The following is a 25,391-nucleotide window of genomic DNA, read 5'->3' on the forward strand; positions in this document are numbered from 1 at the left end:
GGTGGCGTCCAAGCGGTCAGTCGTCGGCGGGCTGGGCGAGGTCGGGCCGGGCCGCCGGTAGGTGCGCCACCAGTCGGGTGAGCGCGCCGTTGGCGACGGTGGCGCCGAGCGCCGATCCGGCGCTGATGGTCCAGCCCACCGGGCCGAGCGGCGTGCAACCGAAGAACTGACTGACCCCCGGCGTCTGCACCACGACGGCCAACGCCCCCAGCGACGCCGCCGTGGACGCCAGCACGGCCGGGCTGGTGCCGCCGGCCAGGATCGTCTGGCCGAGTTGGGTGCCGACGAGCGAGACGAGGGCCACCGTGCCCGCCCGGCGCTGGCTGCCGGTGTACCGGGCCAGCGTCCAGCCGACCGTCGCGCCAAGCGTGGTGGACGCCGCGCGCAGGCCGATCTCCCTGCGGAGGGTCTCCCCGAGCGACGCGTCCGGCCCTTCCCGGAGCAGCCCGTCGGTGCGGTCCGAGGCGGGCGGACGAACCGCGATGGCCAACGCCGGCGCCAGGTCGGTGAGCAGGTTGACCAGCAGCAGTTGCCGGCCGGTGAGGGCGGAGCGGCCGGTCGCCGCGGCGCTGAGCACGCTGAACGCGATCTCGCCGAGGTTGCCGCCGACGAGGATGCTCAGCGCGTGCCGGACCGACGACCACATGGCGCGGCCCTCGACCAGGGTGGCGATGATGGTCTCCAACCGGTCGTCGGTGACCACCAGGTCGGCGGCCGCCCGGGCCGCCGGCGTGCCGCGTTGGCCGAGCGCGATGCCGACGTCGGCGAGTCGGATCGCCGGGGCGTCGTTGGCGCCGTCGCCGGTCATCGCCACGGTCCGCCCGCACTTCTGCAACGCCTGGATGATCCGTACCTTGTGCGTCGGGGTGCACCGGGCCACCACGTCGGTGCTGGCGAGTCGTTCGGCGAGCGCCTCGTCGTCCAGTTGGTCGAGTTCCGTGGCGGTGACCACCCGCTGCTCGTCGTGCTCGCTGATGGTGGCCGCGATGGCCTCGGCGGTGGCCGGGTGGTCACCGGTGATCATGATGGTGTGCACGCCCGCCTGCCGGATGCGGCGTACCGCCGGGGCGGCGCTCTCCCGCACCCCGTCCGCGAGTGCCAGGAAGCCCACGAAGGTCAGCCCCCGGACCTCGGAGTCGGTGATCTGCGCGGCGTCCACCTGGCATTCGGCGACGGCGAGGATGCGGTGCCCGGCTCCCGCCCGGTCGGCCAGCACGCGCTGGAGTTCCGCGCGGCCGGCGTCGTCCAGCGGCTCCCGTCGGCCGTCGGTACGGCGGTTCGCGCAGCGGGGCAGCACCGTCTCGGGAGCGCCCTTGACACTCAACAGCAGGTGCCCGTCGGTTTCGCCGACGGTTGCGTGGTAGCCCCGGGACGGCTCGAACGGCAGCCCGCCGACCGCGCGCCAGCCGGTCGCGCCGGTCTGCTCCACCACCTCGGCCGTGGCGGCGCCCCGTCGAACCGCCCGGTCGGTCTGCAACGCCAACTCTTCCGGGTCGGCCGCCGCCGGGGTGGCCCGCAGCGCGGTGGCGAGGGTCGACCGGAGCCGGTCGTCGAGCCGGTCGACCGGCGCGTACCGGTCGCCGACACCATCGCCGACCCCCGCGAGGAGCAACTTGCCCTCGGTGAGGGTGCCGGTCTTGTCGAAGCAGAGCACGTCCACCCGGCCCAACGCCTCGATGGTGCGCGGATTGCGGACCAACGCGCCGTGCTCGGCGAGGCGCCGGGCCGCCGCCAGTTGCGCGGCGCTGACCAGGAAGGGCAGCCCCTCCGGCACCGATGCGACGGCCAGGTTCGCGGCGGTCGCCGCCGTTTGCGCCAGGGGTACGCCCCGGAGCAGTCCCGCCCCGGCGACGGCGATCGCCGAACCGGCTGCCAACGGGATGGCGGCGCTGGTCAACGAGCCGAGTCGAGCCTCCACCCCGCTGGTCGGGGGCGCCTGACGGATCAGCGCCAGACTGCGACCGGACTCGGTGTCGGCCCCGGTCGCCACCACGACGGCGGTGCCGTGGCCGGCGGCGACGGTGGTGCCCTCGTACAGCATCGAGTGCCGGTCGGCGATCGCCGCGGCGACGACCGCCCGGTTGCTCTTGGCGACCGGCAGCGACTCGCCGGTCAGCGACGACTCGTCCGCCTCCAACCCCACCGATTCGAGCACCCGGCAGTCGGCCGGCACCGCGTCACCCGGTTCGAGGGCGATGACGTCACCGAGCACCAGGTCCTCGGCGGCGACGACGTGTTCGGTCCCGTCCCGGCGGACCCGGGCGGTCACCGCCGACCGCGACAGCAGCTCCGCCAGCGAACGTTCCGTGTTGCGCTCGTGCACGGCCCCGATCAGCGCCGACCCGCCGACGACGCTGCCGACCAGCGCGGCGTCGACGAGGGAGCCGAACGACGCGGACAGCACCGCCCCGGCCGCCAGTACGGGGGTGAGTGGGTTGGACAGCTCGTCCAGGAACGCCCGCAGCAGCCCACCACCGGCGGGTGTGCCGCCGTTCGTGTTGTTGCCGTCGTGTCGGCGGTCCGCCTCGGCGCTGGTCAACCCGTCGGACGTGGTGTCCAGGCGGTCCAGCACGGTCCGTACCGGCATCAGGTGCCAGGCCGTCGCCACCGGCGTCGGTGCGTCCGACCGGTCGGGCAGCCGGCGGGCTCGCCAGACGCCGTTCGCGAACGCCAGGGCGGCCGCGCCGTTGACCGCCACGAGCGCCCGGTGTGGCAGTTGGGTCGGCGGCGCGGTGAACGCGCCCAGCGCACCCAGCCCGGTGCCCGCCATGGCGAGCCGGATGTTCTGCTGGGTCATCCGCCGGGCTGCCCCGGTCGCCTCTACCAGCAGTGCCACCACCCGAAGGTCGGCACCGACCAGCAGGTGCGCTCCCCACGGGGGCAGATCCTCGGCAGCCGACATGCCGAGTCCGCAGTCGGCCGCGCCGAGCGCTGCCCGGTCGCCGGAGACCAGCATGACCACCGCGCCGTCGCGCTGGAGCGCGCGTACGGAGTCGGCCAACCGCTCGCCACCGGGTAGCAGTGTGTCGGCGAAGTCGTACCGCTGCTCGTCGCCTCCGGCCACGATCAGCCTCAGTCCGGCGTGACGCGCGGCGGCGGGTAGACCGTCGACGCCGGGCGCGGGCTCCGGTGCGACCCGCAGCAGGGCCGCCAGCCGGCCCGCGTTGGTCAGCCCGAGCAGCTGCCCGCCCGCCGTACGTAGCCGCTCGCCGTCGGGTACGTCGCCGCGAGCGCCCTCGGGCAGCCGGTCAAGGGGTGCGAGCCGCCAACCGTCGGACTCGCGCGAGGCGGTCGGGTCGGCGGGGTCGAACAGCTCGAACGCCCGCTCCGCCACCTCGTCGACGTCCGCGTCGGCCGCCGGGGCGAGGTCGGCGAGCACGCCGCGCTCCGATCCGAGCACCGCGGCGTCCAGCACCAGCGTGTCGATCCGGTCCAGCTCGCGCAGCACACTGCGGTCCATGGCGATCACCCCGCGCCGGGCGAGGACCCGGCCGAGCTGCGCCGCGTACCCCTCGCGTCCGCTGCCCGGGGCCTTGGGCAGCGCGGACAGCCCCAGCGCGGCGGCCCGCTTGGGCCCGGCGAACGGCGTGGCCGCCGCTGCCGCCGCCGCGCCTGCGGCCAACGCCCGGTTGATGTAGTGCTCGACCGGGCCGTCCGGCTTCGGGCAGGGGCGCTCGACCGCCGGCCACCGGGCGGTGGCACGTTCCGGGTCACCGGTGAGCCGCGGCTCGGCCTCCTCCCAGGCGGCGAGCTGGGCCCGCGCCTCGCCCCACTGCACCATCCGTTGGGCGCCGTCGAGGACTATCCCCGTCCACCTGCCGGTCAGGCCCTGCACGACGGCTTCGGCCAGCGGGAAGATGACATCGGCGCGGGGGTCGGACCGCAGTCGTCTGCCGACGAAGGCGTGCAGTTTCGGTTGCAGATCGGCGGCGGCCAGCAGACCGGCGACCTCACCGGGCAGCGGCGTGAACGGCAGGATGCGGGTGGCCGCCGAGATGGTCAGGCCCAGCGCGTCCGAGGCGAGCGCGCCGAGGGTGCGTGGCGTACGCGGCCCCTCCTCGGGCGGGTGCGGGGGCGGGATCTCCGGGTCCGGTTCGTGGTCACAGGTCCGCTCGACCCGGCTGATCGCGGCGATGAGGTCGCGCAGCCTCGGCTCGGGGGCCTGCACGGCCACCACGACCCGACCCGAGGGCGCGTTCACCCGGGCCCAGGCGACTCCGGGCAGCCGTTCCAGCGCGCCCTCGACCTGGCGGGCCAACCGGTCGCCGCCGTCCTGGCAGACTCCGTGTACCTCGATGTGGTGCCGGCCCGGGCGCGACCAGACCCGGCGTCGGCTCAGGCCGGCGGTCCGGGCCAACCGGGTCGCGGCCGACCCGACGGTCCGGGACGCCTCACCGACCAGGTGCGGCACGCCGATGGACGGCAGGAGGCGGCCGGCGGCGCGACCCGCCGCCGTCATCGAGGCGTACGGCCGGACGGACGCCGACCCGACTCCCCGTTGCCGATTGCTGTGCCGTCGGTCATCTCGTCCTCCCGCCGCCCTCGCGTCCGGCGGCCTGGCTTCCCGACCTGACGTCCGTTATGCCCCTTCGAGCACCGGAACTTTGCGCGGCGGACCGCGCATGGACGGGGTGGGGGGTGGAATCCGACGACCAGCACCGGACACGGGGAGGCCGGAATGAGCACGCTGACGCGACACCTCAACGGTTCACGCGAGAACGTCCAGATGTACAGCCGGCGGGTCGAGCTGCCCTTGCTGGGCGAGGTGGCCGTACCACCACCGGACAAGGTCGCCTACTACGCCGGGCTCGGGGTCCTGGCCGCGTTGCAGGTGATCGAGTGGCCGCTCGCCCTGGTGATCACCGCCGGGCATCTCCTCGCGGACCAGCACTTCTCGGGACTGGTACGCGGCGTCGGGGAGGCGCTCCAGGACGCCTGACGAGAGCCGGGTCACCTCCCGGTTGACCTGAATCCAGGTTGAGGTCGCAGGCTCGGTGCATGTCGAGCCGAACCGCCACCCTCGCCCCACCGCCCGCAGGGCTGTTCGCGTCCCGGCTGCGGGCGATGACGGTGGGTAGCGTGGCGCTGGTGTCGCTGCTCGCCTTCGAGGCGTTGGCGGTCGGCACGGCCATGCCGACCGTCGCGCGCAGTCTGGACGGCCTGGCGTTGTATGGCATCGCGTTCGGCGGCCCGTTCGCCGCCGGGGTGCTGGCCATGGTCGTCTCCGGGATCTGGTGCGACGCGCGGGGACCGCGAGGGCCGATGTGGCACGGCGTCGCCTGGTTCGTGGTGGGACTGCTGATCGCCGGTACGGCGCAGGCGATGACGGCGCTGGTGGTCGGCCGGGTGGTGCAGGGCTTCGGCTCCGGGCTGCTCTCGGTGGCGCTCTACGTCATCGTCGGGCAGGCGTACCCGGAGGAGCTGCACCGGCGGATCTTCGCCGCGTTCGCGGCGGCCTGGGTCGTACCCTCGCTGGTCGGGCCGGCGCTGGCCGGACTGATCGTCGAGTACCTGGGCTGGCGGTGGGTCTTTCTCGTGGTCCCGGCGGTGGCCGTCCCGGCGGTGCTGCTGATCCAGCCGGGTCTGCGGTCGCTCGACGCGGCCGTGCCGACCCGGCCGCCGCGCGGTGCGGTCGCGCGCATCGGTTGGGCCTGCGGGGCGGGCGCGAGCGCCGCACTGCTGCACATCGGGGGGCAGCAGCGTGGCGTGGCGGCACTGGCGATGATCGCGCTCGCCCTGGCCGGTCTGGTGATCTGCGCTCCGCGCCTGCTACCGCCCGGGTTCCTCCGGGCGGGCCGAGGGCTGCCCACCGTCGTCGGTCTGCGGGGTCTGGCGTCGGCGGCGTTCGTCGGTGCCGAGGTGGTCATCCCGTTGCTGCTGTCCCGGGAGCGGGGACTGTCGCCGACCGCCGCCGGGCTGGTCCTCACGGTGGGCGCGTTGGCCTGGTCGGTGGGCTCCTGGATCCAGGGCCGGATTCCGGTGCCGGCCTCCCGGGCCAGCCTGCCGCGGGTGGGCCTGAGCGCTATCACGGCCGGTACGGCCACGGTGGCGCTGGCCGTCCGACCCGAGGTGCCGGTGGCCGTCGCCGTGCTCGGCTGGGCGGTCGCCGGGCTCGGCATGGGGCTGCTCTACCCGTCGTTGGCGGTGCTCACGTTGGAGCTGTCCGCCCCCGGTGAGCAGGGCCGCAACAGCTCGGCGCTGCAACTGGGCGACTCCCTCTTCGCGGCGACCGTGCTGGCGCTCACGGGTGCCGTGCTGGCCGCGGGGAGCGCCCCCGGCCCGTCGAGCTACCTGGTGACGTTGGTGGTGGCGGCCGGTCTGGCGTTGCTCGGCGCGTTGCTGGCCGGCCGGGTGGTGGTGCCGGGGAGCGCCCGGCCGGCCGGGTGATCCGCCGACGATCCGACGCATCGGTCCCGGTCGGACGTCAGGATGGCAGGCGATGAGCTTCCTGACCGTCCTGCCGCTGGCCGTGGTGATGGTCGCCGGGACCCAACTGGTCGTGGCGATCTTCCTCGCCTCGTCCGACCGGCCTCGGGCCGCGTCGTCCGGGTTCCTCGTCGGCGCCGGACTGGTGGTGGTCGCCGGGGTGACGGTGAGCTGGTTGCTGACCCGGGTGTTGGGTGGGCTGGCGACCGAGGCCAGCACGGCCGCCCGCAAGGTCGACAGTGGTCCGACCATCGACCTGGTGGTCCTCGCCCTGCTGGTGGTCCTGGCGGTGGTGATCTGGGTGCGCCGCGACCGTTCCGGGCCGCCACGCTGGCTGGGCAGTGTCGGCCACGCCGATCCGCGCTGGGCGGCGCGTACGGGCGCGCTGCTCTTCGTGGTGACGCCCACCGACGACCTCACCATGGCGACGGTGGGCGCGACGGTGGCCCGGCACGACCTTCCGTGGTGGCATCTGGTGCCGTTCGTGCTGCTCACCGTGCTGCTGCTCGCCGTACCGCTGCTGGCGTTGGTGCTGCTCGGGTCGAGGGCCGCGCGGGTGCTCGCCCGGATGCGGAGGTGGGCCGAGGGGCACGCCTGGGTCGTCAACGAGATCGTGATCGCGTTCTTCGCGCTGCTCACCGTGCTGGACCTGCTCCGCTCGAGCTGAGGCCGCAGGCGTCCTGGACACGTACGGGGGAACCCGGCGGAGATGAGAGCTGCGCCGGTTCACATTCGTCTTACGGTGACGCCATGTTCGTTGTCGTCACCACGGTGATCCTCTACGTCTTCGGTTTCGTGTTCCTCTACGGCGTGGTCCGGCTGGGCGTCCGGCACGCGCTGGAGGACCTGGAGCTCCAGCGGGCCCGGGCCCGGCGCGAAGAGGAGTTGGCGGCCGAGCGTGACCGCTCGTTCATGCGCGACAACGCGTTCCTCGCGGGCAGTTGAGCCGCGACGTGGAGGTGGCCTCTCGGGACGCCGCCGGAGTCGGCGGGCGGCCCGGCGGAACGGGTGCGAGGATCGCGTCCGTGATGGGAACGCTGAAGACCGAACCGGCCCGTGCCCGCCTCGACCTGCTCGCCCCGCCGGTCGCGGAGGCCATCGCCCAGTGGCCCGCCGAAGCGCCGGTGGACGTCGACGACGTGCTGGTCGCGCCGATCGACGCCGACCTCGCCGACACGGCGGAGTTCTGCGCCGCGTACGAGGTGGGGCTGGACGTGTCGGCCAACTGCGTCGTGGTGGCCGGCAAGCGCGAGGGTGTGGTGCGTTACGCGGCCTGCATCGTGCTGGCGACCACCCGGGCCGACGTGAACGGGGTGGCCCGCCGGGCGCTGGACGTCCGCAAGGCCAGCTTCGCCCCGATGACCGACGCGGTCGAGTTGACCGGCATGGAGTACGGCGGGATCACCCCGATCGGACTGCCGGCGCAGTGGCCGATCCTGGTGGACGCACGGGTGATCGCCACCCCACACGTGATCATCGGCTCCGGCGTACGGCACAGCAAGATCGCGCTACCCGGGCCGGCGTTGGGCGCACTGCCCGGCGCCCAGGTGGTGGAAGGCCTGGCCAGGCCGGCCTGACCAGGCATCAACGTCAATACCGTTGCACGTGAAACATCACGCCTGACCGGCGGCGGCCTCCCGCTGCTCGACCTCGGCCAGCGCGGCGAGCAGCGTGGACGTCTCCTGGGCGCCGCTGACCGCGTACTTCCCGGCCAGGACGAACATCGGTACACCGGTGATGCCGAGGTCCCGGGCGGTGGCCAACTGGGCCTCGACGTCGGCGACGCGTTCGTCGGAGTCGAGGAAACGGCGTGCGTCGGCCGCGTCCAGACCGATCGTGCCGGCCAGGGCGGCCAGGGCCTGCCGGGAACCGACGTCGACACCCTGGTTGAAGTGCGCCTGGTAGAGCGCCTCCACCATCTCGGCCGCCCGACCATGGTCGGTGGCGTAGGAGACCAGTCGGTGCGCGTCGAAGGTGTTGGCGATCACCGCGCGGTCGTAGTCCAGTCGGAGGCCGTCCCCCGCCGCGACCTGGGTCACGTGGTCGACCATCTGCCGGGCGCGCTCCGGGCCACCGAACTTGGCCGCCAGTGCCTCCACCAACGGAAGAGGCTCGGGTACCGGAGACGGGTCGAGCTGGAACGGCCGGTAACGGACCGTCACCTCACCCTCGTAGCTGGCGAGGGCCTCGTCCAGGCGGCGCTTGCCGATGTAGCACCAGGGGCAGATCACGTCCGCGTAGATCTCGATCTCCATGATCGATGGCAACTGCCTGGTCAGCCGAGTTGTTCCCGGACCTGCCGCTTGAGCCGGCCCAGGATCGCGGTGCCCCCGCGTACCCGCAGTGGGCTGATCGCCTGGGCCAGCCCCATCCGCTGGTAGAGATCGTCCGGTACCGCCAGCACCTCCTCGGCGCTCGCGCCGGCCAGCCCTTCGGCGAGGATCCCGGCGAACGCCCGCGTGGTCGGCGCCTCCGGCGGGCAGTCGAACAGCGTCTCGACCACCCCGTCCGGCGTCACGGTGGCGCGCAGGAAGAACGCGGTCTGGCACTCGGGCACCTGCTCCATGCCCTCGCGCGCGGTGTCGTCGTCCGGCAGCACGGGAATGACGTCGGCGTACTCCAACAGCATCTCCAGCACCAGGTCGCGCGGCGCGGCGGCGAACTCGTCGACGATCTCGGCCAGTCGGGCCGGCATGTCAGCCATGAGTCGAGGCTACCGCCGTCGCGCGGAGCCCCTGCGCACGAGCCGACCGGGACGGCCCACTCGTCACACCGTCGGGGACTGCTCGCTGATCTCGCTGAGCGCGCTGGTCGGGTCGAGCTGCATGGCCAGGTCACCGAGGGAGACGATGCCCACCAGCTTGCGATCGCTGTCACAGACCAGCACCCGCCGGATGCCCCGATCGCGCATCAGCGCCGCGGCCTCGCCCGCCGTGCAGTGCTGCTCGATCATGACCACCTCGCGGGTGACGATCGAGCCGATGGTGGTCGACGCCGGTGACGCGTTCTCGGCCACCGCCCGGACCACGATGTCCCGGTCGGTGAGCATGCCGGCCAGGGTGGCGCCGTCGGTGACCACCACGTCGCCGATGTCCGCCTCCTTCATCACCCTGGCCGCCTCGTCCAGGGTGGTCTCCGCCGACAGGTACACCACCTGCTTGGTCATCACGTCGCTGACCCGGTAACCGGTCATGAGATCCTCCGAAGACGCTTCACCCGATCCGACTGCACTACCCCGTGACGCGGCGGCTACACCAGGTTCGCACGCTCCCGCTCGACCTCGTCGACGATCCGCTCCACCACGGCGTCCACCGGCAGTTCCGTGCGCCGGTCACCGGCCCGCTCACGCAGCTCCACGTACCCGTCGGTCAGTCGGCGGCCGACCACGACGGCGCGCGGGATGCCGATCAGCTCGGCGTCGGTGAACTTCACCCCGGCCGAGACGTGCGTGCGGTCGTCGACCAGCACGCGCAGGCCGGCGGCGGCCAGCCGCCCGCCGAGGTCCAGCGCCGCGTCGAGCTGCGGGCCCTTGCCCGCCACCACCAGGTGTACGTCACACGGCGCGACCGCCGCCGGCCAGCGGAGTCCCCGCTCGTCGTGGTGCTGTTCGGCGACGGCCGCGACGGCCCGGGAGATCCCGATGCCGTAGCAGCCCATCGTGGGCCGGACCGGCTTGCCGGCCGGTCCGAGCACGTCGACGGCGAACGCGTCGGTGTACCGGCGGCCGAGCTGGAAGATGTGCCCGATCTCGATGCCCCGCCGGATGGTGAGCTGACCGTCGTCACAGGCGGAGCAGGGGTCGCCGGCACGTACCTCGGCCGCCTCGATCGTGCCGTCGGGCGTGAAGTCCCGGCCGCAAACCACGTCGGTAGCGTGCCGACCCGGCTCGTTCGCCCCGGTCAGCCAGGCGGAGCCGGTCACCACCCGGGGATCGACCAGGTAGCGGACGCCCAGCTTGGCGAGTACCTGCGGGCCGAGGTAGCCGCGTACCAGCTCGGGATGTTCGGCCCACTCCTCGAAGACCGCCACCTGCGCCGGCTCCAGTGCGGCGGCGAGCCGCTTGAGGTCGACCTCCCGGTCACCGGGCAGCCCGACCACCAGAGGTTCCGCGCGATCCGCCCCGGGCTGACGCACGGTCAGGACGACGTTCTTCAGGGTGTCGGCGGCGGTCCAGTCGTCGCGGTCACCGAGCCGGCGGTTGTTCGCCAACTCGACGAGACTGGCGATCGTCGGAGTCTCGGGGGTGTCGTGCACCTGCGTCGCGGGCCGGGCGGCGGGGTCGTCGGCGGCGGGCGCGCGGGTGACGACGGCCTCGGTGTTGGCCGCGTAGTCGCAGGCGGTGCAGCCGACGAAGGTGTCCTCGCCGACCGGCGTAGAGGCCAGGAACTCCTCCGACGCCGAGCCGCCCATCGCGCCGGACATCGCGTGCACCACCGTGTGGTCCAGGCCCAGCCGATCGAAGATGCGCTGGTACGCCGCCCGGTGTCGGGCGTACGCGTCCCGCAGGCCCGCCTCGTCCAGGTCGAAGGAGTACGCGTCCTTCATCAGGAACTCCCGGCCCCGCAGCACACCGGCCCGGGGCCGTGCCTCGTCGCGGAACTTCGTCTGCACCTGGTAGAGCGTCACCGGGAAATCCCGGTACGAGGTGAATACGTCCTTGACCAGCAGCGCCGCCATCTCCTCGTGGGTGGGCGCCAACAGGTGCTCGGCGCCGCGCCGGTCGGCGAGGGTGAAGAGGAGGTCGCCGTACTCCGTCCACCGGCCGCTGGTGCGGTACGGCTCGGCCGGCAGCAGCGCCGGGAAGTGCACCTCCTGGTCACCGATCGCGTTCAGTTCGGCGCGTACCACCTCGGTGATCCGGTCCAGCACCAGCTTGCCCAGCGGCAGCCACGTGTAGCCGCCCGGCGCGGCGCGGCGGATGTAACCGGCGCGCAGCAGCAGCCGGTGACTCGGCACCTCCGCGTCGGCCGGGTCCTCGCGCAGGGTTCGCAGCAACAGGGTCGACATGCGTAGCAGCATTCGCGCAGCCTAAGACCGCGATCCGGGCACGGCGAGCCAATTCGGGCCGGGTCAGGGAGTGCCGGGGAGGCGGCCCTCGCAGCGGATGTCCGGGTCGGCCACCGGCCGGCGGGGCATCATCCAGTCCAGGGCTGTCTCCTCCACCGGCCAACCGCCCACCGATACGAGGCTGTACGGCACCGCCGCCGCCTGGGGGCAGAGGACCTGCGACTCGACCCAGTCGTTGGGCAGGAACCGTACGGTGGCCGTGCGGTCCAGCACGATCGTCGACGTGTCGGTGACCGTGATGAGTGCCCCGAGCACCACGTCCCGGCCGTCCTGGGCCGTACCGTCGCTCCCCGGCGGGCGCGTCGGGGCTGGGGTCGGGCTCGCGGCCGTCGGGGCTGCGGGATCGCTCTCAGCCGCCTTCTTCGGACGCACCTCGATCGCGGCGGTGGGCAGCACCGGCACCCGGAGGAACACCGCGCCCATCACCACGGGCAGCACGGCGGCGACCGTGAACGCCAGGCCATGGGTCAGCGCCGGGGCGATCCACCCCGGAATCGGGCCGGTGAGCAGCAGGGTTGCGGCGGGTGGCACCGCCAGCAGGGCGGCGGTGGCCAGCTCACCCTCCCGGTACGCCGTCCAGATCGCCGGGCCGAGCACGCTGTACGCCAGGACCGCCGCCGCCAGCGGCAGGGCCACGCTGACGAACAGGATGCGGATCGGCTGATCCGGGTGCAGGTAGCGGGTACGCAGCGCCAGCAGCCACAGGCCGAGCATCAGCAGTGACGGCAGGAAGCGGAGCTGCCAGGTGAGCGCCCCCAGCGCGACCGCCGCGCTGATCACCCATCCGGGGGTACGCGCCGTACCCGAGGCCAGCAGTGAACGTTCCGGGTCGAACCGGTCAGGAGCGCTGAGCCGGAGCAGTCGACCGAGGACGCCGAAGGTGAGCACGACGACGGGGAACGCCCACACCAGGGCGATCAGGAGGGCGCTGAGCAGGCCGAGTGGGCTGACGTACTGGACCAGCAGCAGCATGGTGGACATGTCCTGCTGGCTGAGCTGCCAGAGCCGCAGTACCAGCAGGAGGACGGGAAAGGCGGGTAGGAGGGTCAGCAGCCACTGTTGCGCCTGCCGCGCCCCCGCCATGCGACGCGGGCGAACGGCCCAGTACGAACCGGTGGCGAACCGGGGTGCGCCGGGGGCGGCAGAGCGATCCTCTCCCACGGCCACTGTCGCACCTCCACCTTCCTCGGATCGGGTTGCTGCTGTTCCGCGACCGGCTGCGGAAGGTTGTAGCCCTGCTGCCAGCGGAGGTTGGCGTTGAACGCGTTCTCCCAGGCCGAGTTCTCCTCATCCTTGGCCGACTCGTAGAGCGCGAGGTCGACCAGGTCGAGCAGGGCCTTGTTGGGGCCGGTGTTGACGCCCCACCGCTCCTGCGGCGACGAGCCGATGTCCCAGTGCCGCAGCGGTTTGACGTGCTTGAGGGTCACCGGGAACTGTTGACCGTCGTCGCCCGGCCGATCGCCGGTGACGAACCCGGCGAGGATCGCCGCGTCGGTGGTGACGGCCTGCACCTTGCCGTCGTACATCTCCTGGATGCACTCGCTGATCCGGTTCCGGCCCACCGGCGTCGCGCCGGCCTCGGCGAGGCGCTGGATGGACGTCGAGGTGGTCAGCGAACAGACGGTCAGCCCGCGCAGGTCCTCCAGGCTGCTCACCTGGCCCTTGAAGTCCGCCAACGTCACCACCGACTGCTCGGTGTGCAGGTACGAGGCCGAGAAGACCGCGCCCTCCTCCCGGCGCTTGTCGTTGATGCTGTACGAGGCGATGACCAGGTCGACGGTGACGAAACCCTCGCCGTCCTGGGCCTGCCGACGGGCCCGGTCCTCACTCTCGATCGGCACGAAACGCACCTGGGAGTGGTCGAAACCGAGATAGCTCGCGATCATGTACGCGATGTCGACGTCGAAGCCCTTCCAGACGTTGTTCGGAAGGCGCTGCGAGATGCCCGGCTGGTCGTCCTTCACCCCGATGATGAGCTGCTGCTTGCCCTTGAGGTGAGCGTCCTCCAGCAACTCGTCCCGGGTCGGCGGACCCATGGCGAGGACGATCGGAACGAGGGCGGCCGCCAGGACGGCCAGCATGACGACGCTTCCCACGAGCCGGATCTGACGGGTCCGTGTGGCGCGCGACGATGTGTCCGCCGCCGGGGCCGGCCCGGCGGGGCTCGGCTCGCTTGCCTGACTCAACTAGGCCCTCCCCGCTACCCGGCCCGGTGACCGGCCCTCCATTGTGGGGCCTGCTGGCGAACCACGACACTCCGCCATCAGCCGGATTTGCGACTGTGTCCGTGAGGGCTAGTCGGTCGTCCGGTTGCCGGGCTGGCGGTACGTCGTCATGCGCTCCCGGGCCCATGTCAGCGCTCCACACGTTCCAACCCGGCCCTGACACCGCTCGCAGGACCCCAGGATCCAGTGCCGCCGGATGATCTGCTTGGCCAGCGTCGGCACCCACTCTGAACGGGGTAGTTCACGCTCGATCACGGCACCTCCCGCAAGATTGGCAGGTCCGGCCACCGATCCCAGATCTGGTGACCGGACCGCTATCCGGCACCCCGTCAGTTGCCGACCGATAGGGGCGCTATGAGGAAACCTGCCATGGCTAACCATTGCTAGTCAAGCACTCGCCATGGGTGATTAAGTGGGAGGTGCCGATCGATAGGGGAACCGCCAGTGCCGCCGCAGTACGCCTACCAGCGCGTTGCCGAAGACTTGATCAAGCGGATCGAGTCCGGGGAGTTCCCACCCGGCTCGCGCCTGCCGAGCCGGGCTGAGTTATGTGAGCAGTACGAGGTCTCCAGTTTCGTCGCGGATCGGGTCTTCCTCATCCTGAAGATGCAAGGCCTCACGGAGTCGCTGCCTGGCGCTGGTGTGTACGTCAAGGAGAACGCGCCAGGTCAGTGAGGTCACCGGCCCGACGTTGCGGGTGATCGACACGAGGTCACCGAAGTTGCGGTGTCAACACGACCGGGATACCGCGATATCGGCGAACTCGTGTCGATCACGGCCCTCGATCTAGGCCCTCGATCAAGGCGCACGCATGACCTCCGCCACGTCGGCCGTTCGGGGCACCGGCCGACGCGCGTGCGGTGGAAGACTGGTCGCCGCAGGCAACGGGTGGCGTGAGGGGGCGCGGGTGCGCTGGCGCAGTTTTGTCGCGGTCGGGGACAGCTTCACCGAGGGTATGGACGACGCGTACCCGGATGGCACCTTCCGGGGTTGGGCCGACCTGGTGGCGACCCGGCTCGCCGCCGAGGCGGGCCCCGACTTCCGGTACGCGAACCTGGCCATCCGGGGTCGGCTCTTCCCGAGCGTGGTCGCCGAGCAGGTGCCCTCCGCGGTGGCGATGAAGCCCGACCTGATCAGCTTCGCGGCCGGCGGCAACGACGTGCTGCGCCGCACCTTCGACCCGGAGACGCTGGTCACCCGCTTCGACGAGGTCGTTCGGCAGCTCCGGTCGGGCGGCGCCGACGTGCTGCTCTTCCGCTTCGCGGACGTGATGGCACGCCTCCCCGGCCAGCGTCTCGTCGCTCCCCGGGTGGAACTGCTCAACCAGGCGGTCGGCGAGACCGCCGCGCGGCACGGCGCGATCCTGGTCGACCTGTACGCCGACGACACGTTCCTCAACCCGATGTTGTGGAGCACCGATCGGCTGCACCTCTCGCCGGCCGGCCACCGACGGGTCGCCGGTCAGGTGTTGAACGCGCTCGGCGTGGGCTGCGACGAGGAGTGGATGCTGGTTCCGCCGCACCCGGCGCCGTCGCCGTGGCTCGCTGCCCGTGCGGCCGACCTGCGCTGGGCCGGGCAGCACCTGGCCCCGTGGATCAAGCGGCGGCTCACCGGCCGGTCGTCCGGCGACACGGTGACCGCGAAGCGTCCGCTGCTCGGGCCGATCGTCGACTGAACGTGCGCACCTTGCACACCGCGCCGCTGCTGCGCCGCGAACGGGACGGCGAGCCGGTGCCGGAGCACGCCGTGCTGGTCGTCGGCGACCGCGTCGAGGCGGTCGGCCCGCTCGCCGAGTTGGCCGAGGCGCACGGGCAGGCGCGGGTCCGTCGCTGGCCCGGCACGCTGGGGCCCGGCCTCCTGCACGACGGCCCACTGCCGGCGGCACCCACCCCGCGCGAGCGGGTGCACGCGCTGCTGCGCACCGGAGTGACGGCGGTGCTGGCCGACCAGCTGGCCGATCCGGCACTACGGGCCGCCGTCGATCGCAGTGAACTGTTGGTGCTGGCCGGACCAGTGGCACCGACCCTGGACACCGGTGGCCGGGCGGACCTGTCGGTGCACGACGTCGACGGAACCTGCCTCGCGACCGTGGTCGCCGGCCGGATCGCGCACCGACGCGCCTGAACGCGTGCGACGGCAGCGTTAGCTGCGACACCCGTGACCGCCCCGATCCTCGATGGCGGGCCGCCCGGCGGTGTCGCGGCGTACCTTGGGGCTCATGTCTGTGCCGAACGATCCTGATCCCCGCCTCCAGTCGTACGCCGACCCGCGACGGCTGGTCACCACCGACTGGTTGGCCGAGCACCTGGGCGACGAGGGACTCGTCGTGGTCGAGTCCGACGAGGACGTCCTGCTCTACGAATCCGGTCACATCCCCGGCGCCGTCAAGGTCGACTGGCACCTCGACCTGAACGACCAGGTCACCCGGGACTACCTCGACGCGACCAGCTTCGCCGAGATGTGCGCCGCGAAGGGCATCGGCCGGGGCGACACGGTCGTCTTCTACGGCGACAACTTCAACTGGTGGGCCGCGTACGCCCTCTGGGTCTTCTCGCTCTTCGGCCACGCCGACGTGCGGCTGCTCGACGGCGGCCGGCAGAAGTGGGTCGCCGAGGGGCGCGAGCTGACCCGCGACAAGCCGGCCCGACCCCGCGCCGACTACCCGGTGCCGCTGCGGGACGACGCGCCGCTGCGCGCGTTCCGCGAGCAGGTGATGGCCCACATCGCGGTGGGCCGGCCGCTCGTCGACGTGCGGTCACCGGGCGAGTACACCGGCGAGATGCTGCACATGCCGGACTATCCGCAGGAGGGCGCGCTGCGGGGCGGGCACATTCCGGGCGCGGTCAACAAGCCGTGGAAGTCCGCCGCGAACGAGGACGGCACGTTCAAGTCCGCCGACGAGCTGAAGGCGATCTACGCCGACCAGCTCGGGCTCAGCCCGGACGACGACGTGATCGCGTACTGCCGGATCGGTGAGCGGTCCAGCCACACCTGGTTCGTGCTGCGGCACCTGCTCGGCTACCCGCAGGTGCGCAACTACGACGGCTCGTGGACGGAGTGGGGCAACCTGGTCCGGGCACCCGTGGTGAAGGGCGACCAGCCCGGCGGCATCGCCGCCTGAGACGCGGCCCTGGCCGGCTGAGCAAACGACGCTGCTCAGCCGGCCAGCGCCAGCACGCCGCCCCTCAGCCGGCCAGCGCCAGCACGCCGCGCAGCTCGGCGATGATTCCGGTGATCGCGCCGGTCTCCGGGTCCCAGCGCGCCAGTGCGGCCGGTTCCAGGCGCAGCAGCACCGCGCCTTTGTTGTCCCAGCCGTACACCGGGCAGCAGCCCTTGCCACGGTCCCGCCCGAGGTCGAGCAGGTGGGTCACCGCGCCGGTGCGGGAGTCCAGCACGGCCACCCCCTCCGCGCCGCTGATCTCGTTGTTGACGATCCATGCGGCGCTGGCCAGCCGGCCCCCGTGCAGCCAACCCCGGCCGTAGAACTCGTTGACCTGATAGGGCGGCGGCAACCCGGCGAAGGTGATCGGCGATTCGGAGCGGACCGGGCTGTCGAAGGCGGTCCGGCTCTGCAACTTCAGGCCACCGCGCTCCCCGACCATCTCGAGCAGAGCCGCCCCGCGACCGGCCTCCGGATCGGGTGCGACCACGTTCCAGGCCGACACGTCGGAGGTGCTGGCCGCCTCGGTGTCCCGCTCCACCACGTACGTCCGGTTGTCGCCGCCGACCAGCACCCGGTCGTGCGCCCACACCACCAACTCCAGGTAGCCGTCGAGTGGGATGCGACGTACGCCCGCCGTGGTGAGGTCGACCATGATCAGCTCGTTGGTCTGGGCGAAGGCCACCCACCGGCCGTCCGGCGACAGGACGCCCGGCTTGACCGCCGTCGCCTCGTTGCCGCTCTCGTCCCAGGTGGGTTCCGGCGTCACCACGTCCAGACTGCGAACCACGCCGTCGTCGCCGAGGATCCGGATCGGGCCGTCCGGTTGACCCTCCTCGCTCAGCGGCTGGAACAGCGCCAGCGCCCGCTGGACCGGTCGCGCGGACAGCGCCACGGTCGGCGGGCCGCTGATCCGGCTCAGCGGGTCGGGTGGGAAGGTCAGCTTGGCGGGCGGGCGCTGCACGGGACCGGCGTGGGTGGGCTCGACGGTCGGCGCCACCGGATGGGCCAGGCGTGGACCGGGGGCCGGTCGCAGGGCCACCGCCGCGCCACCGGCCAACGCCACGGCCACGACGACCGCGCCGATGGCCCGTCGGGTACGTCGGGTGCGCCGCGCCCGATCCCAGCCGTCCGATGCCGGTGCGGTGGGCAGCACGTCCTGCACGCTGACGGTGAACAGGTCACGCAGGTCCTGCTCGTTCACTGGCTCACCTCCACACCGTTGGCGCCCCGGCCCGGTCGGTCCTCGCCGGTGAGGTTGGGTGCCACCTCCCGCAGACGCCGCAGCGCCAGGTGGCACTGGCTCTTCACGGTGCCGACGGTCACCCCGAGCGCCTCGGCCGTGGCGACCTCGGTCAGGTCCTCGTAGTACCGCAGCACCAGCACGGCCCGCTGCCGCGGCGGCAGCGTCCCCAGCGCGTCGTGCAGGGTCAGCCGCAGCGCACCGTCCCGGTCCGGCGCGGCCCGTTCCGGCGGCGCGGCGCTGAGCCACTCCCGGCGGCGACGTCGCCACCAGGACACGGCGTCCCGGTAGAGGATGGCCCGCACGTACGCGGCGGGATCGCCGTCGCGGACCGAGGTCCAGCGCAGCGCCAGCTTCAGCAGGGCGTCCTGGAGAAGGTCCTCGGCCTGGTGCCGGTTGCCGCAGATCAGGAAGGCCGCACGCAGGAGCCGGTGCTGGTTGCTCTCCACGAAGGCGAGGTAGCCGTCGCGGCCGTCGTCCGCCGTCGATCCCATCCGCACCCCTTCCGGCCGCCCGTGGTGCGCGTCAACCGACAGACGCACGGGAGGGCGGAAAAGGTTGGACCGATTTCCCGGCCGGTCGCAGTATCCGCCACGCCACCACCGTCACCAGCGCGAAGACGCCCGCCGCCGCGCCCACCACCGGAGGAGTCCCGTGCGCGGCGGCGACCAGCCCGGCGAGCCCCGCACCGACCGGGGCGGTGAGCAGACCGACCATCCGCTGGGCCGCACCGACCCGACCGAGCAGCCTCGATGGCACCTGCCGCTGACCGTACGACGCCCACAGGCTGTTCCACATGACCGTCCCGGCAGCGAAGACGGCCAGCGCGAACCCGCCCGGCACCGGATGCCGGGCCAGCGCGAACCCGGTCAGCGCCACGGTCTCGGCGGCGAGAACCGCGCCCAGCGCGGGCACCGTGCCGAGCCGGGCGGCGAGCCGGTCCGATCCCAGCGCCCCGGCCACCCCGCCGAGGATCACCACTGCGGTGAACAGCCCGTACCCGGCCGGCGGCACCCGCAGTACGTCCAGCGCGTAGAGCACCATCACCGCCATGATTCCGGAGATCGCCAGGTTGCTGGCCGCCGCGAGCAGGGTGACCCGCCACATGGTCCGGTGCGCGCGCAGCCACCGCACCCCCTCGGCGATGTCGCTCCACACCGACCCGTGCCCGCCGGCCGGCTTGGCCGGTACCGCCGCGGGCCGGGCGAGGGCCAGCACGAGCAGGGCGGCCGCCGCGAAGGTGACGGCGTCGAGAGCGAACGGCAGGGCCGGAGCGGCGGCGAACAGGACACCGGCGGCGGGAGCGCCGAGGAAACCGCCTGCCACCGCCGAACCCGCCTGGAGGCGGCCGTTCGCCCGGGGCAGCGCGGCCGGCTGCACCAGGGCCGGGAGCAGCGCGAACGAGGCGGAGTCGAAGAGCGTTCCCAGCGCGGCGAGCAGGAACGCCGCCACCAGCAGCAGTCCGATGCCGGCCCGGTCGACGGCGACCGCCACGGCCAGCGCCGCCACCACTGCGGCGCGTACCCCGTCGATGACGGCCATCGTCCGGCGGCGGTCCCAGCGGTCCGCGTACACCCCGCCGAGCAGGCCGAAGAGCAGCGGCGGCAGTTGCGCGGCCACGGTGACCGCGGCGATGACCCGGGGGTCGCGGGTCAGCGTGGCCGCCAGCAGCGCCAGCGCCGGCGTCCGCAGCGCGTCCCCGAAGCGGGACGCCACGGCGGCGGACCAGAGCAGCCGGAAGTCCCGGCCCAGAACGGAGGAGGTCATGCCGCCGACCGTGCCGGTTCAACCGGGTCGAGGGTCAAGCCGCCGGGCGAAAGGGGGACGCGGACCATCGGTGATCTTGGGTACGGTGAGCGCCGGCATCGGGACCGGGGAGAGCACAGGCGTGGACCACACCTTCCAGGTCGACCTGCGTGGCGTGGTCGACCTGCTCAGCCACCACCTCTACGGCAGCCCTCGGGTCTACGTCCGAGAGCTGCTCCAGAACGCCGTGGACGCGATCACCGCCCGGCGCACCACCGAGCCGGCCGCGTCGGCACTGGTCCGGATCGAGCCCCCGGAGCTCACCGGCGACGGCACCCTGCGGGTGCACGACACCGGCGTGGGCCTGACCGAGACGCAGGTACACGAACTGCTGGCCACCATCGGCCGCAGCTCCAAGCGCGACGAGCTGGGCTTCTCCCGCCACGAGTTCCTCGGCCAGTTCGGCATCGGCCTGCTCTCCTGCTTCCTGGTGGCCGACGAGATCCAGGTGTTCACCCGGCACGGCGACGACCCCACCGTCCGGTGGACCGGGTACGCCGACGGCCGGTACGCGGTGACCGTGGCGCCGCCGGAGGAGGCCCGCGCCGACGTGGGCACCACCGTGACGCTGGTGCCCCGGCGGGACGCCGACCAGTGGTTCAGCACCCCGACCGTCGTCGACCTGGCGCGACTTTTCGGCGCGTTGCTGCCGGTCACCGTCCGGGTCGGCGACGTGGTCACCACCGTCGGCGAGCCGCCCTGGCCGACGACGCCCGGAGCCCCGGTCGACCGGGCCGCGCTGGTCGCGTACGCCCGCGAGACGCTCGGGGTGGACCCGTTCGACGTGTTGCCGCTGAGCGTCCCCGAGGCCGGGCTGACCGGTGTCGCCGTCATCCTGCCGACCCCGGTGAACCCGGCGGCCCGTGCCGGCCACCGTGTCTACCTCAAGCGGATGCTGCTCACCGAGAACGCCGACGGCCTGCTGCCGGACTGGGCGTTCTTCGCGCAGTGCGTCGTCGACGCCACCGAGTTGCGTCCGACGGCCAGCCGGGAGGCCCTGTACGAGGACACCCTGCTGACCGCGACCCGGGAGGCGCTCGGCGACCAGGTGCGCGGCTGGCTGGTCCGGCTGGCGCGACACGACCCGCACCGGCTGGCCGAGTTCCTCCAGGTGCACCACCTCGGCGTGAAGGCGCTGGCCCTGCACGACGACGACATGCTCCGGCTGGTCGACAGGTGGTGGCCGATGGACACCAACGTCGGCACGCTCACCCTCGCCGAGTTCCGGGAACGCCACGGGGTGGTCCGCTACGCGGCCAGCCTCGACGAGTTCCGTCAGCTCGCCGCGGTGGCCGCCGCACAGGATCTGGCCGTCGTCAACGCCGGTTACACGTACGACACCGAGCTGATCGAGCGGCTGCCGGCGGTGGACCGTTCGGTGCTGATCGAGCGGCTGGAGCCGAGTGACCTCACCACCCGGTTCGAGGCCCTCGACCCGTCCGTGGAACTGGCGCTGCGGCCGTTCCTCACCGCCGCGCAGCGGGCCGTCGAGCGTTCCGGCTGCGAGGTGGTCATCCGGGCGTACGACCCGGTCTCGCTGCCCGCGCTCTACCTGGTCAGCCGGTCGGCGGCGTTCAACGACCAGCTTGCCGCCAGCCGCGACCGGGCCGACGAGCTGTGGGGCGGGGTGCTCGACGCGCTCGCCGCCACCGCCCCACCGGACCGCCCGCAACTGGTGCTCAACCACCGCAACCCGCTGGTGCGGCGGGTCACCATGCTGGGCGACCCGGAGCTGGTCGGGCTCGCCGTCGAGGCGCTGTACGGGCAGGCGCTGCTGCTCGGGCACCATCCGATCCGCGCGGCCGACGCCGCGCTGTTGAACGATTCCTTCCTCGGCCTGCTCGGCCGGGCTGTGCCGGGACGGGAGCAGGAGTGAGCGACGAGGACCTGTGGCGGGTGCTGCGCGGCATCGCCGACATGCCCTACGGGGCGGGGCAGATCGCCGCGCTGGAGCAGTTGCTGCGCCGGGTGGACACCGCCGACGACCGGCACCTCGCCTTCGTCACCCGGATGCAGGCGACGACCGGGTACGTCTACGGCGGCGAGCCGGCGAAGTCGTTCGTCACGTTCTCCTGGTGCCTGTCCGAGTTCGACCGTGACCCGCAGCCCTACCACCAGCGGCACCTGCACCAGTTGCTGTGGCACTTCAAGTACATGGTGTCGGGTCTGCTGAGGTTCCCCGAGGTGCCACTGGACCGCACGTACGCCGTGCTCGACGACATGGAGCGGCGTTACCGGGCCGGCGGGCACAGCCTGCAGAACGTCCACAAGCAACGGTTCCGGGTCGCCGACCACGTGGGCGACGCCGAGGCTGCCGCGCACTGGTACCGGCTGTGGCAGACGACGCCCCGCGACGACCTGTCCGACTGCGCGGGTTGTGACCCGACGAGCCAGGTGGGCTACCTGGCCGACACCGGTCGGGACGCCGAGGCGGTCGCCCTCGCCGAACCGGTGCTCGCCGGGCGGCTCACCTGCACCGAGCAGCCGCAGGCGATCCTCACGGCGCTCCTGCTGCCGTACCTGCGTACCGGTCGGGGTGAGTCGGCGCGCGACGCGCACCGTGAGGCGTACCGCAAGCTGCGCGGCAGCCTCGCCGACCTGTGGGACATCGGCGACCACGTCGAGTTCTGCACGCTCACCGGCAACGAGGCCCGGGCGGTCGAGCTGGTCGAGCGGCACCTGGACTGGCTGGACCGACCGCCGTCGCCGGCCGCCGCCATGCACTTCGCGGCGACCGCCGCCGCCGCGCTGCGTCAGGCCGGCGAGGCGACCGTGTACCGCCGGGCCGCCGAGGGCCGGCCGGCGGCCGAGGTGCCGGCGTCGACGCTGGCCGACGAGCTGGCCGGTACGGCGACCGAGCTGGCCGCCCGCTTCGACGCCCGCAACGGCACCACCCACCAGTCGGAGTGGATCGCGCGTCGGCTCGCCGTCCGGCCCAGCGGCGAGCACCTGCCGCTCTCCGCGAGCGTCCGGCGCCGGCCGTCCCGACCCGGCGGGGACGCGCCGACCGGTGCGGCGGCGTTGTCCGAACGCCCCGTCCGGGCACCCGTCGAGGCGTCCACGGTGCCCCTGCCCACCGACGCCGACGAGCTGCTGACCCTCGCCGAGGAGAGCTGGGGCCGGCACGATCAGGCCACCTTCCAGGCGGCGCTGGCCGCGTACGACGACCGGTTCGACGCCGCCGACCTGCCGCCGCGTACGGTCGCGCACCGACTGGCGCTGCGGGCGGGAGAGCGGAGCGACGCGGACGACATCGAGGGCGCGGTCGAGCTGAACCGGGCGGCGTTGGAGCTGTACCGCTCGGCGGGCGAGGAGCTGCCCGCCCAGGTGGTCGCGGGGCGGCTGGGTGTGCTGCTGACCCACGCCGACGAGCACGCCGAGGAGGGGCTGACGCTGGTCCGGGAGGCCGCCGAGGCGCTGGACCGGCTCGGCGACCCCCGGCAGCGCGCCGCCGGTCACGACCGGCTGGCGTTGGCGCTGCTGCACCGGCAACGCTGGGCGGAAGCCCTGGCGGCCCTGGACCGGATACCCGCCGACGCGGGTGGCGATGAGCACCTGGCGGCCCGGATCGCGCTGCACCGGGCGCATCTGCTGGAGCAGTCCGACCGCGTCGACGAGGCCCGCGCGGCCGCCGAGGGGGCCCGCCGGATTGCCAGTGAGCTGGGCGTCGGCGAGCTGGTCGTGGCGGCCTGCCTCACCTGCGCGCGGACGGCCGACGAGCCGGCGGAGGCGGTGGCCGCCTGCGACGAGGCGCTGCGCGCGGCACCGGCGGACGCGGAGCTGCCCGTACGGGTCGCCCGTGCGCGGGCGCTGCTCTCCGCCGGCCGGGCCGCCGACGCGGTGGACGACTTCGTCGAGGCGGTGACGCTCTGCGTGGAGCGGGGCGCCGAGGGGGACGCGTTCCTGCGCTGGGAGCTGGCGAACGCGTACCGGGTGGTGGGCCGGCTCGCCGAGGCGGCCGAGGTCGCCGAGGAGGCCGTGCTCGGCCTGGACCGCCTGGGCGCGCAGGCGGAGGCCGACCGTTGCCGGCACCTGCTGGCCGGTGTGTACAGCGGGCTCGGCGAGATCGACCCCGCGTTGGCCCTGCTGGAGCAGTTGTCGGTCAACCTGGACGGTCCGGACAACCTGCCCAACCGGGCCCGGGTGCTGGAGGAGGCCGGCGGGATCCTGTACGACGCCGACCGGGACGCCGCCGCCGCCGAGCGGTTCGCCGCCGCCGCCACGGCGTACCGGCTCGCCGGCCTGCCGCTGGACGAGCTGCGCGCCCGTCGCCGGGAGGCGTACGCCTGGTTCTGGTCCGACAACCTGACCGAGGCGGTACGTGTCGTCGAACTGGCGGACGGGCTGGCGGCGGTGGTGGCCGGGCAGCCGGAGCCGACGCCACCGGTGACGTACGAGCTGGCGATGACGGCCGAGACCGGCGCGCGGGTGCTGACCGGGGACGGCCGGCCGGACGAGGCGCTGGAACGGCTCGCCGGGGTGCCCGACCGGTTGCGGTCGATCGAGGCGTTCGGTGAGGCGGCCCAGGTGGAGATCCTCGTCGGTGAGCTGCTGCTCCGACTGGACCGGCCGGCCGAGGCGGAGCCGCTGCTGCGTCGCGTACTCGGTGGGTTGCCGGCCGGATCGCGGCCGGTCCGCCAGACGGCGTGGTTGCTGTCCCGTGCGCTGGATCTGCTCGACCGGCCCGCCGAGGCGGCCGCCCTGCGGCAGGAGCACGACCTCGACCCGGACGACTGACCGCCGCGACCGAGCGGTAACCGTCGCCCCACCGGGTCCAGCTCGCGGTCTACGCTTGCCCGGTGACGGTGGAGCAGCAGGCACGGGGGGCGGCGGGTACGGGCCGGCGTCGATCCCGCAAGGACGAGATCCTGGAGATCGCGGTCGGTCTGTTCGCCGCCCGCGGCTACCACGGTGTGTCGATGGACGACATCGGCGCGGCAGCCGGGGTGACCGGCCCGGCGCTCTATCACCACTTCGCCGGCAAGGAGGCGATGCTGGCCGCCGCGCTGATCCCGGTCAGCGAGGGGCTGCTGGCCGGCGGGCGGGAACGCGCCGCCGGGCACCCGGACGACCCGCGCGGCGTGCTGGAGTCCCTCATCGACTTCCACGTCGAGTTCGCGTTGGCCAATCCGGCCGTGATCGCGCTGCACCTGCACGAGCTGGACCGGCTGCCGGAGGAGCCGCGGCGACGGATCCGCCGGCTGCAACGGCTCTACGTCGAGGAGTGGGTGACGGTGCTCACGGCGCTGCACCCGGGCATGCCCGACGGCGAGGCGCGGGTGCTCGCGCACGCCGCGTTCGGCCTGATGAACTCGACTCCGTTCCTCGGCGGCGAGGTGGACCGGCGGCGTCGTGCCGAGCTGTTGCGCGGAGCGACCCTGGCCGCGCTGCTCGCCTGATCCGACTCGTCAGAAGTGCGCCGGTCATGATTCCCTGACATCGTCCCAACATCCGGACGCCGGGA

The 25,391-nt window shown here is 73.1% G+C and carries 22 protein-coding genes; 12 read left to right on the forward strand and 10 right to left on the reverse strand.

The window, feature by feature from the left end; translation table 11 throughout:
• Positions 1 to 16: 16 nt before the first annotated feature.
• Positions 17 to 4,459: an HAD-IC family P-type ATPase gene (locus tag ACN269_RS19875; RefSeq protein WP_421473829.1), complete on the reverse strand. Its 4,443-nt coding sequence runs from the start codon at positions 4,457 to 4,459 to the stop codon at positions 17 to 19.
• Positions 4,460 to 4,678: 219 nt separating this feature from the next.
• On the opposite strand from ACN269_RS19875, the gene ACN269_RS19880 reads away from it, so the two are divergent.
• The 5 genes from ACN269_RS19880 (at position 4,679) to ACN269_RS19900 (ending at position 8,003) form a co-directional block, all read left to right on the forward strand.
• Entirely contained in the window at positions 4,679 to 4,939 is a 261-nt protein-coding gene (locus ACN269_RS19880; protein ID WP_421473830.1) for a hypothetical protein, read from the forward strand.
• A gap of 59 nt (positions 4,940 to 4,998) precedes the next feature.
• Positions 4,999 to 6,387, forward strand: coding sequence for an MFS transporter (locus tag ACN269_RS19885; RefSeq protein WP_421473831.1), 1,389 nt, complete (start codon positions 4,999 to 5,001; stop codon positions 6,385 to 6,387).
• Positions 6,388 to 6,439: 52 nt separating this feature from the next.
• Complete coding sequence (locus tag ACN269_RS19890) at positions 6,440 to 7,093, forward strand: GAP family protein (protein WP_421473832.1); 654 nt, start codon at positions 6,440 to 6,442, stop codon at positions 7,091 to 7,093.
• Between the two features lie 83 nt (positions 7,094 to 7,176).
• Positions 7,177 to 7,371 (forward strand): hypothetical protein, encoded by a 195-nt coding sequence (locus tag ACN269_RS19895; protein ID WP_421473833.1) that lies wholly within the window; start codon positions 7,177 to 7,179, stop codon positions 7,369 to 7,371.
• Positions 7,372 to 7,454: 83 nt separating this feature from the next.
• Positions 7,455 to 8,003 (forward strand): YbaK/EbsC family protein, encoded by a 549-nt coding sequence (locus ACN269_RS19900; protein ID WP_357129854.1) that lies wholly within the window; start codon positions 7,455 to 7,457, stop codon positions 8,001 to 8,003.
• Positions 8,004 to 8,039: 36 nt separating this feature from the next.
• On the opposite strand, the gene ACN269_RS19905 is transcribed toward ACN269_RS19900, so the two are convergent.
• The 6 genes from ACN269_RS19905 to ACN269_RS19930 form a co-directional block, all read right to left on the reverse strand.
• Positions 8,040 to 8,681, reverse strand: a complete 642-nt coding sequence (locus ACN269_RS19905; RefSeq protein ID WP_421473834.1) for a DsbA family oxidoreductase — start codon at positions 8,679 to 8,681, stop codon at positions 8,040 to 8,042.
• 20 nt (positions 8,682 to 8,701) lie between these two features.
• Positions 8,702 to 9,130 carry a SufE family protein gene (locus ACN269_RS19910; protein WP_357392216.1) on the reverse strand — a complete coding sequence of 143 codons (429 nt, stop codon included), beginning with the start codon at positions 9,128 to 9,130 and terminating at the stop codon, positions 8,702 to 8,704.
• A 63-nt stretch (positions 9,131 to 9,193) separates the two neighbouring features.
• Positions 9,194 to 9,619: a CBS domain-containing protein gene (locus tag ACN269_RS19915; protein ID WP_421473835.1), complete on the reverse strand. Its 426-nt coding sequence runs from the start codon at positions 9,617 to 9,619 to the stop codon at positions 9,194 to 9,196.
• A 56-nt stretch (positions 9,620 to 9,675) separates the two neighbouring features.
• Entirely contained in the window at positions 9,676 to 11,445 is a 1,770-nt protein-coding gene (locus tag ACN269_RS19920; protein ID WP_421473836.1) for a proline--tRNA ligase, read from the reverse strand.
• Between the two features lie 51 nt (positions 11,446 to 11,496).
• Complete coding sequence (locus ACN269_RS19925) at positions 11,497 to 12,576, reverse strand: hypothetical protein (RefSeq protein WP_421473837.1); 1,080 nt, start codon at positions 12,574 to 12,576, stop codon at positions 11,497 to 11,499.
• Positions 12,540 to 13,589 carry a transporter substrate-binding domain-containing protein gene (locus tag ACN269_RS19930; protein WP_421473838.1) on the reverse strand — a complete coding sequence of 350 codons (1,050 nt, stop codon included), beginning with the start codon at positions 13,587 to 13,589 and terminating at the stop codon, positions 12,540 to 12,542. The genes ACN269_RS19925 and ACN269_RS19930 overlap by 37 nt, the downstream gene beginning before the upstream one ends.
• A gap of 573 nt (positions 13,590 to 14,162) precedes the next feature.
• Between ACN269_RS19930 and ACN269_RS19935 the strand changes: the two genes are divergently transcribed.
• The 4 genes from ACN269_RS19935 (at position 14,163) to ACN269_RS19950 (ending at position 16,839) form a co-directional block, all read left to right on the forward strand.
• Positions 14,163 to 14,393: a winged helix-turn-helix domain-containing protein gene (locus tag ACN269_RS19935; RefSeq protein ID WP_421473839.1), complete on the forward strand. Its 231-nt coding sequence runs from the start codon at positions 14,163 to 14,165 to the stop codon at positions 14,391 to 14,393.
• Positions 14,394 to 14,625: 232 nt separating this feature from the next.
• Positions 14,626 to 15,393, forward strand: a complete 768-nt coding sequence (locus ACN269_RS19940) for an SGNH/GDSL hydrolase family protein (protein WP_421476451.1) — start codon at positions 14,626 to 14,628, stop codon at positions 15,391 to 15,393.
• Positions 15,394 to 15,395: 2 nt separating this feature from the next.
• Positions 15,396 to 15,842 (forward strand): imidazolonepropionase-like domain-containing protein, encoded by a 447-nt coding sequence (locus ACN269_RS19945; protein WP_421473840.1) that lies wholly within the window; start codon positions 15,396 to 15,398, stop codon positions 15,840 to 15,842.
• Between the two features lie 94 nt (positions 15,843 to 15,936).
• Complete coding sequence (locus tag ACN269_RS19950) at positions 15,937 to 16,839, forward strand: sulfurtransferase (RefSeq protein ID WP_421473841.1); 903 nt, start codon at positions 15,937 to 15,939, stop codon at positions 16,837 to 16,839.
• A 64-nt stretch (positions 16,840 to 16,903) separates the two neighbouring features.
• Here the strand turns inward: ACN269_RS19950 and ACN269_RS19955 are convergent, their stop codons facing one another.
• From ACN269_RS19955 to ACN269_RS19965, 3 genes are read right to left on the reverse strand one after another with little or no spacing between them, the layout of a single operon-like run.
• Positions 16,904 to 18,082, reverse strand: coding sequence for a hypothetical protein (locus ACN269_RS19955; RefSeq protein WP_421473842.1), 1,179 nt, complete (start codon positions 18,080 to 18,082; stop codon positions 16,904 to 16,906).
• Complete coding sequence (locus ACN269_RS19960; RefSeq protein ID WP_421473843.1) at positions 18,079 to 18,615, reverse strand: SigE family RNA polymerase sigma factor; 537 nt, start codon at positions 18,613 to 18,615, stop codon at positions 18,079 to 18,081. The genes ACN269_RS19955 and ACN269_RS19960 overlap by 4 nt, the downstream gene beginning before the upstream one ends.
• A 31-nt stretch (positions 18,616 to 18,646) precedes the next feature.
• Positions 18,647 to 19,888, reverse strand: coding sequence for an MFS transporter (locus ACN269_RS19965; RefSeq protein ID WP_421473844.1), 1,242 nt, complete (start codon positions 19,886 to 19,888; stop codon positions 18,647 to 18,649).
• A 121-nt stretch (positions 19,889 to 20,009) separates the two neighbouring features.
• Between ACN269_RS19965 and ACN269_RS19970 the strand changes: the two genes are divergently transcribed.
• The 3 genes from ACN269_RS19970 to ACN269_RS19980 all read left to right on the forward strand — a co-directional run bounded on the left by ACN269_RS19970 (position 20,010) and on the right by ACN269_RS19980 (position 25,326).
• Complete coding sequence (locus tag ACN269_RS19970; protein ID WP_421476453.1) at positions 20,010 to 21,803, forward strand: HSP90 family protein; 1,794 nt, start codon at positions 20,010 to 20,012, stop codon at positions 21,801 to 21,803.
• Positions 21,800 to 24,664 carry a hypothetical protein gene (locus ACN269_RS19975; protein ID WP_421473845.1) on the forward strand — a complete coding sequence of 955 codons (2,865 nt, stop codon included), beginning with the start codon at positions 21,800 to 21,802 and terminating at the stop codon, positions 24,662 to 24,664. Before ACN269_RS19970 ends, ACN269_RS19975 begins: the two co-directional genes overlap by 4 nt.
• 62 nt (positions 24,665 to 24,726) lie before the next feature.
• Entirely contained in the window at positions 24,727 to 25,326 is a 600-nt protein-coding gene (locus ACN269_RS19980) for a TetR/AcrR family transcriptional regulator (protein WP_421473846.1), read from the forward strand.
• Positions 25,327 to 25,391 lie beyond the last annotated feature (65 nt).

Origin of the sequence: Micromonospora sp. WMMD736 (genome assembly GCF_049179015.1) — a bacterium.
In the GTDB taxonomy this organism is placed as follows: domain Bacteria; phylum Actinomycetota; class Actinomycetes; order Mycobacteriales; family Micromonosporaceae; genus Micromonospora.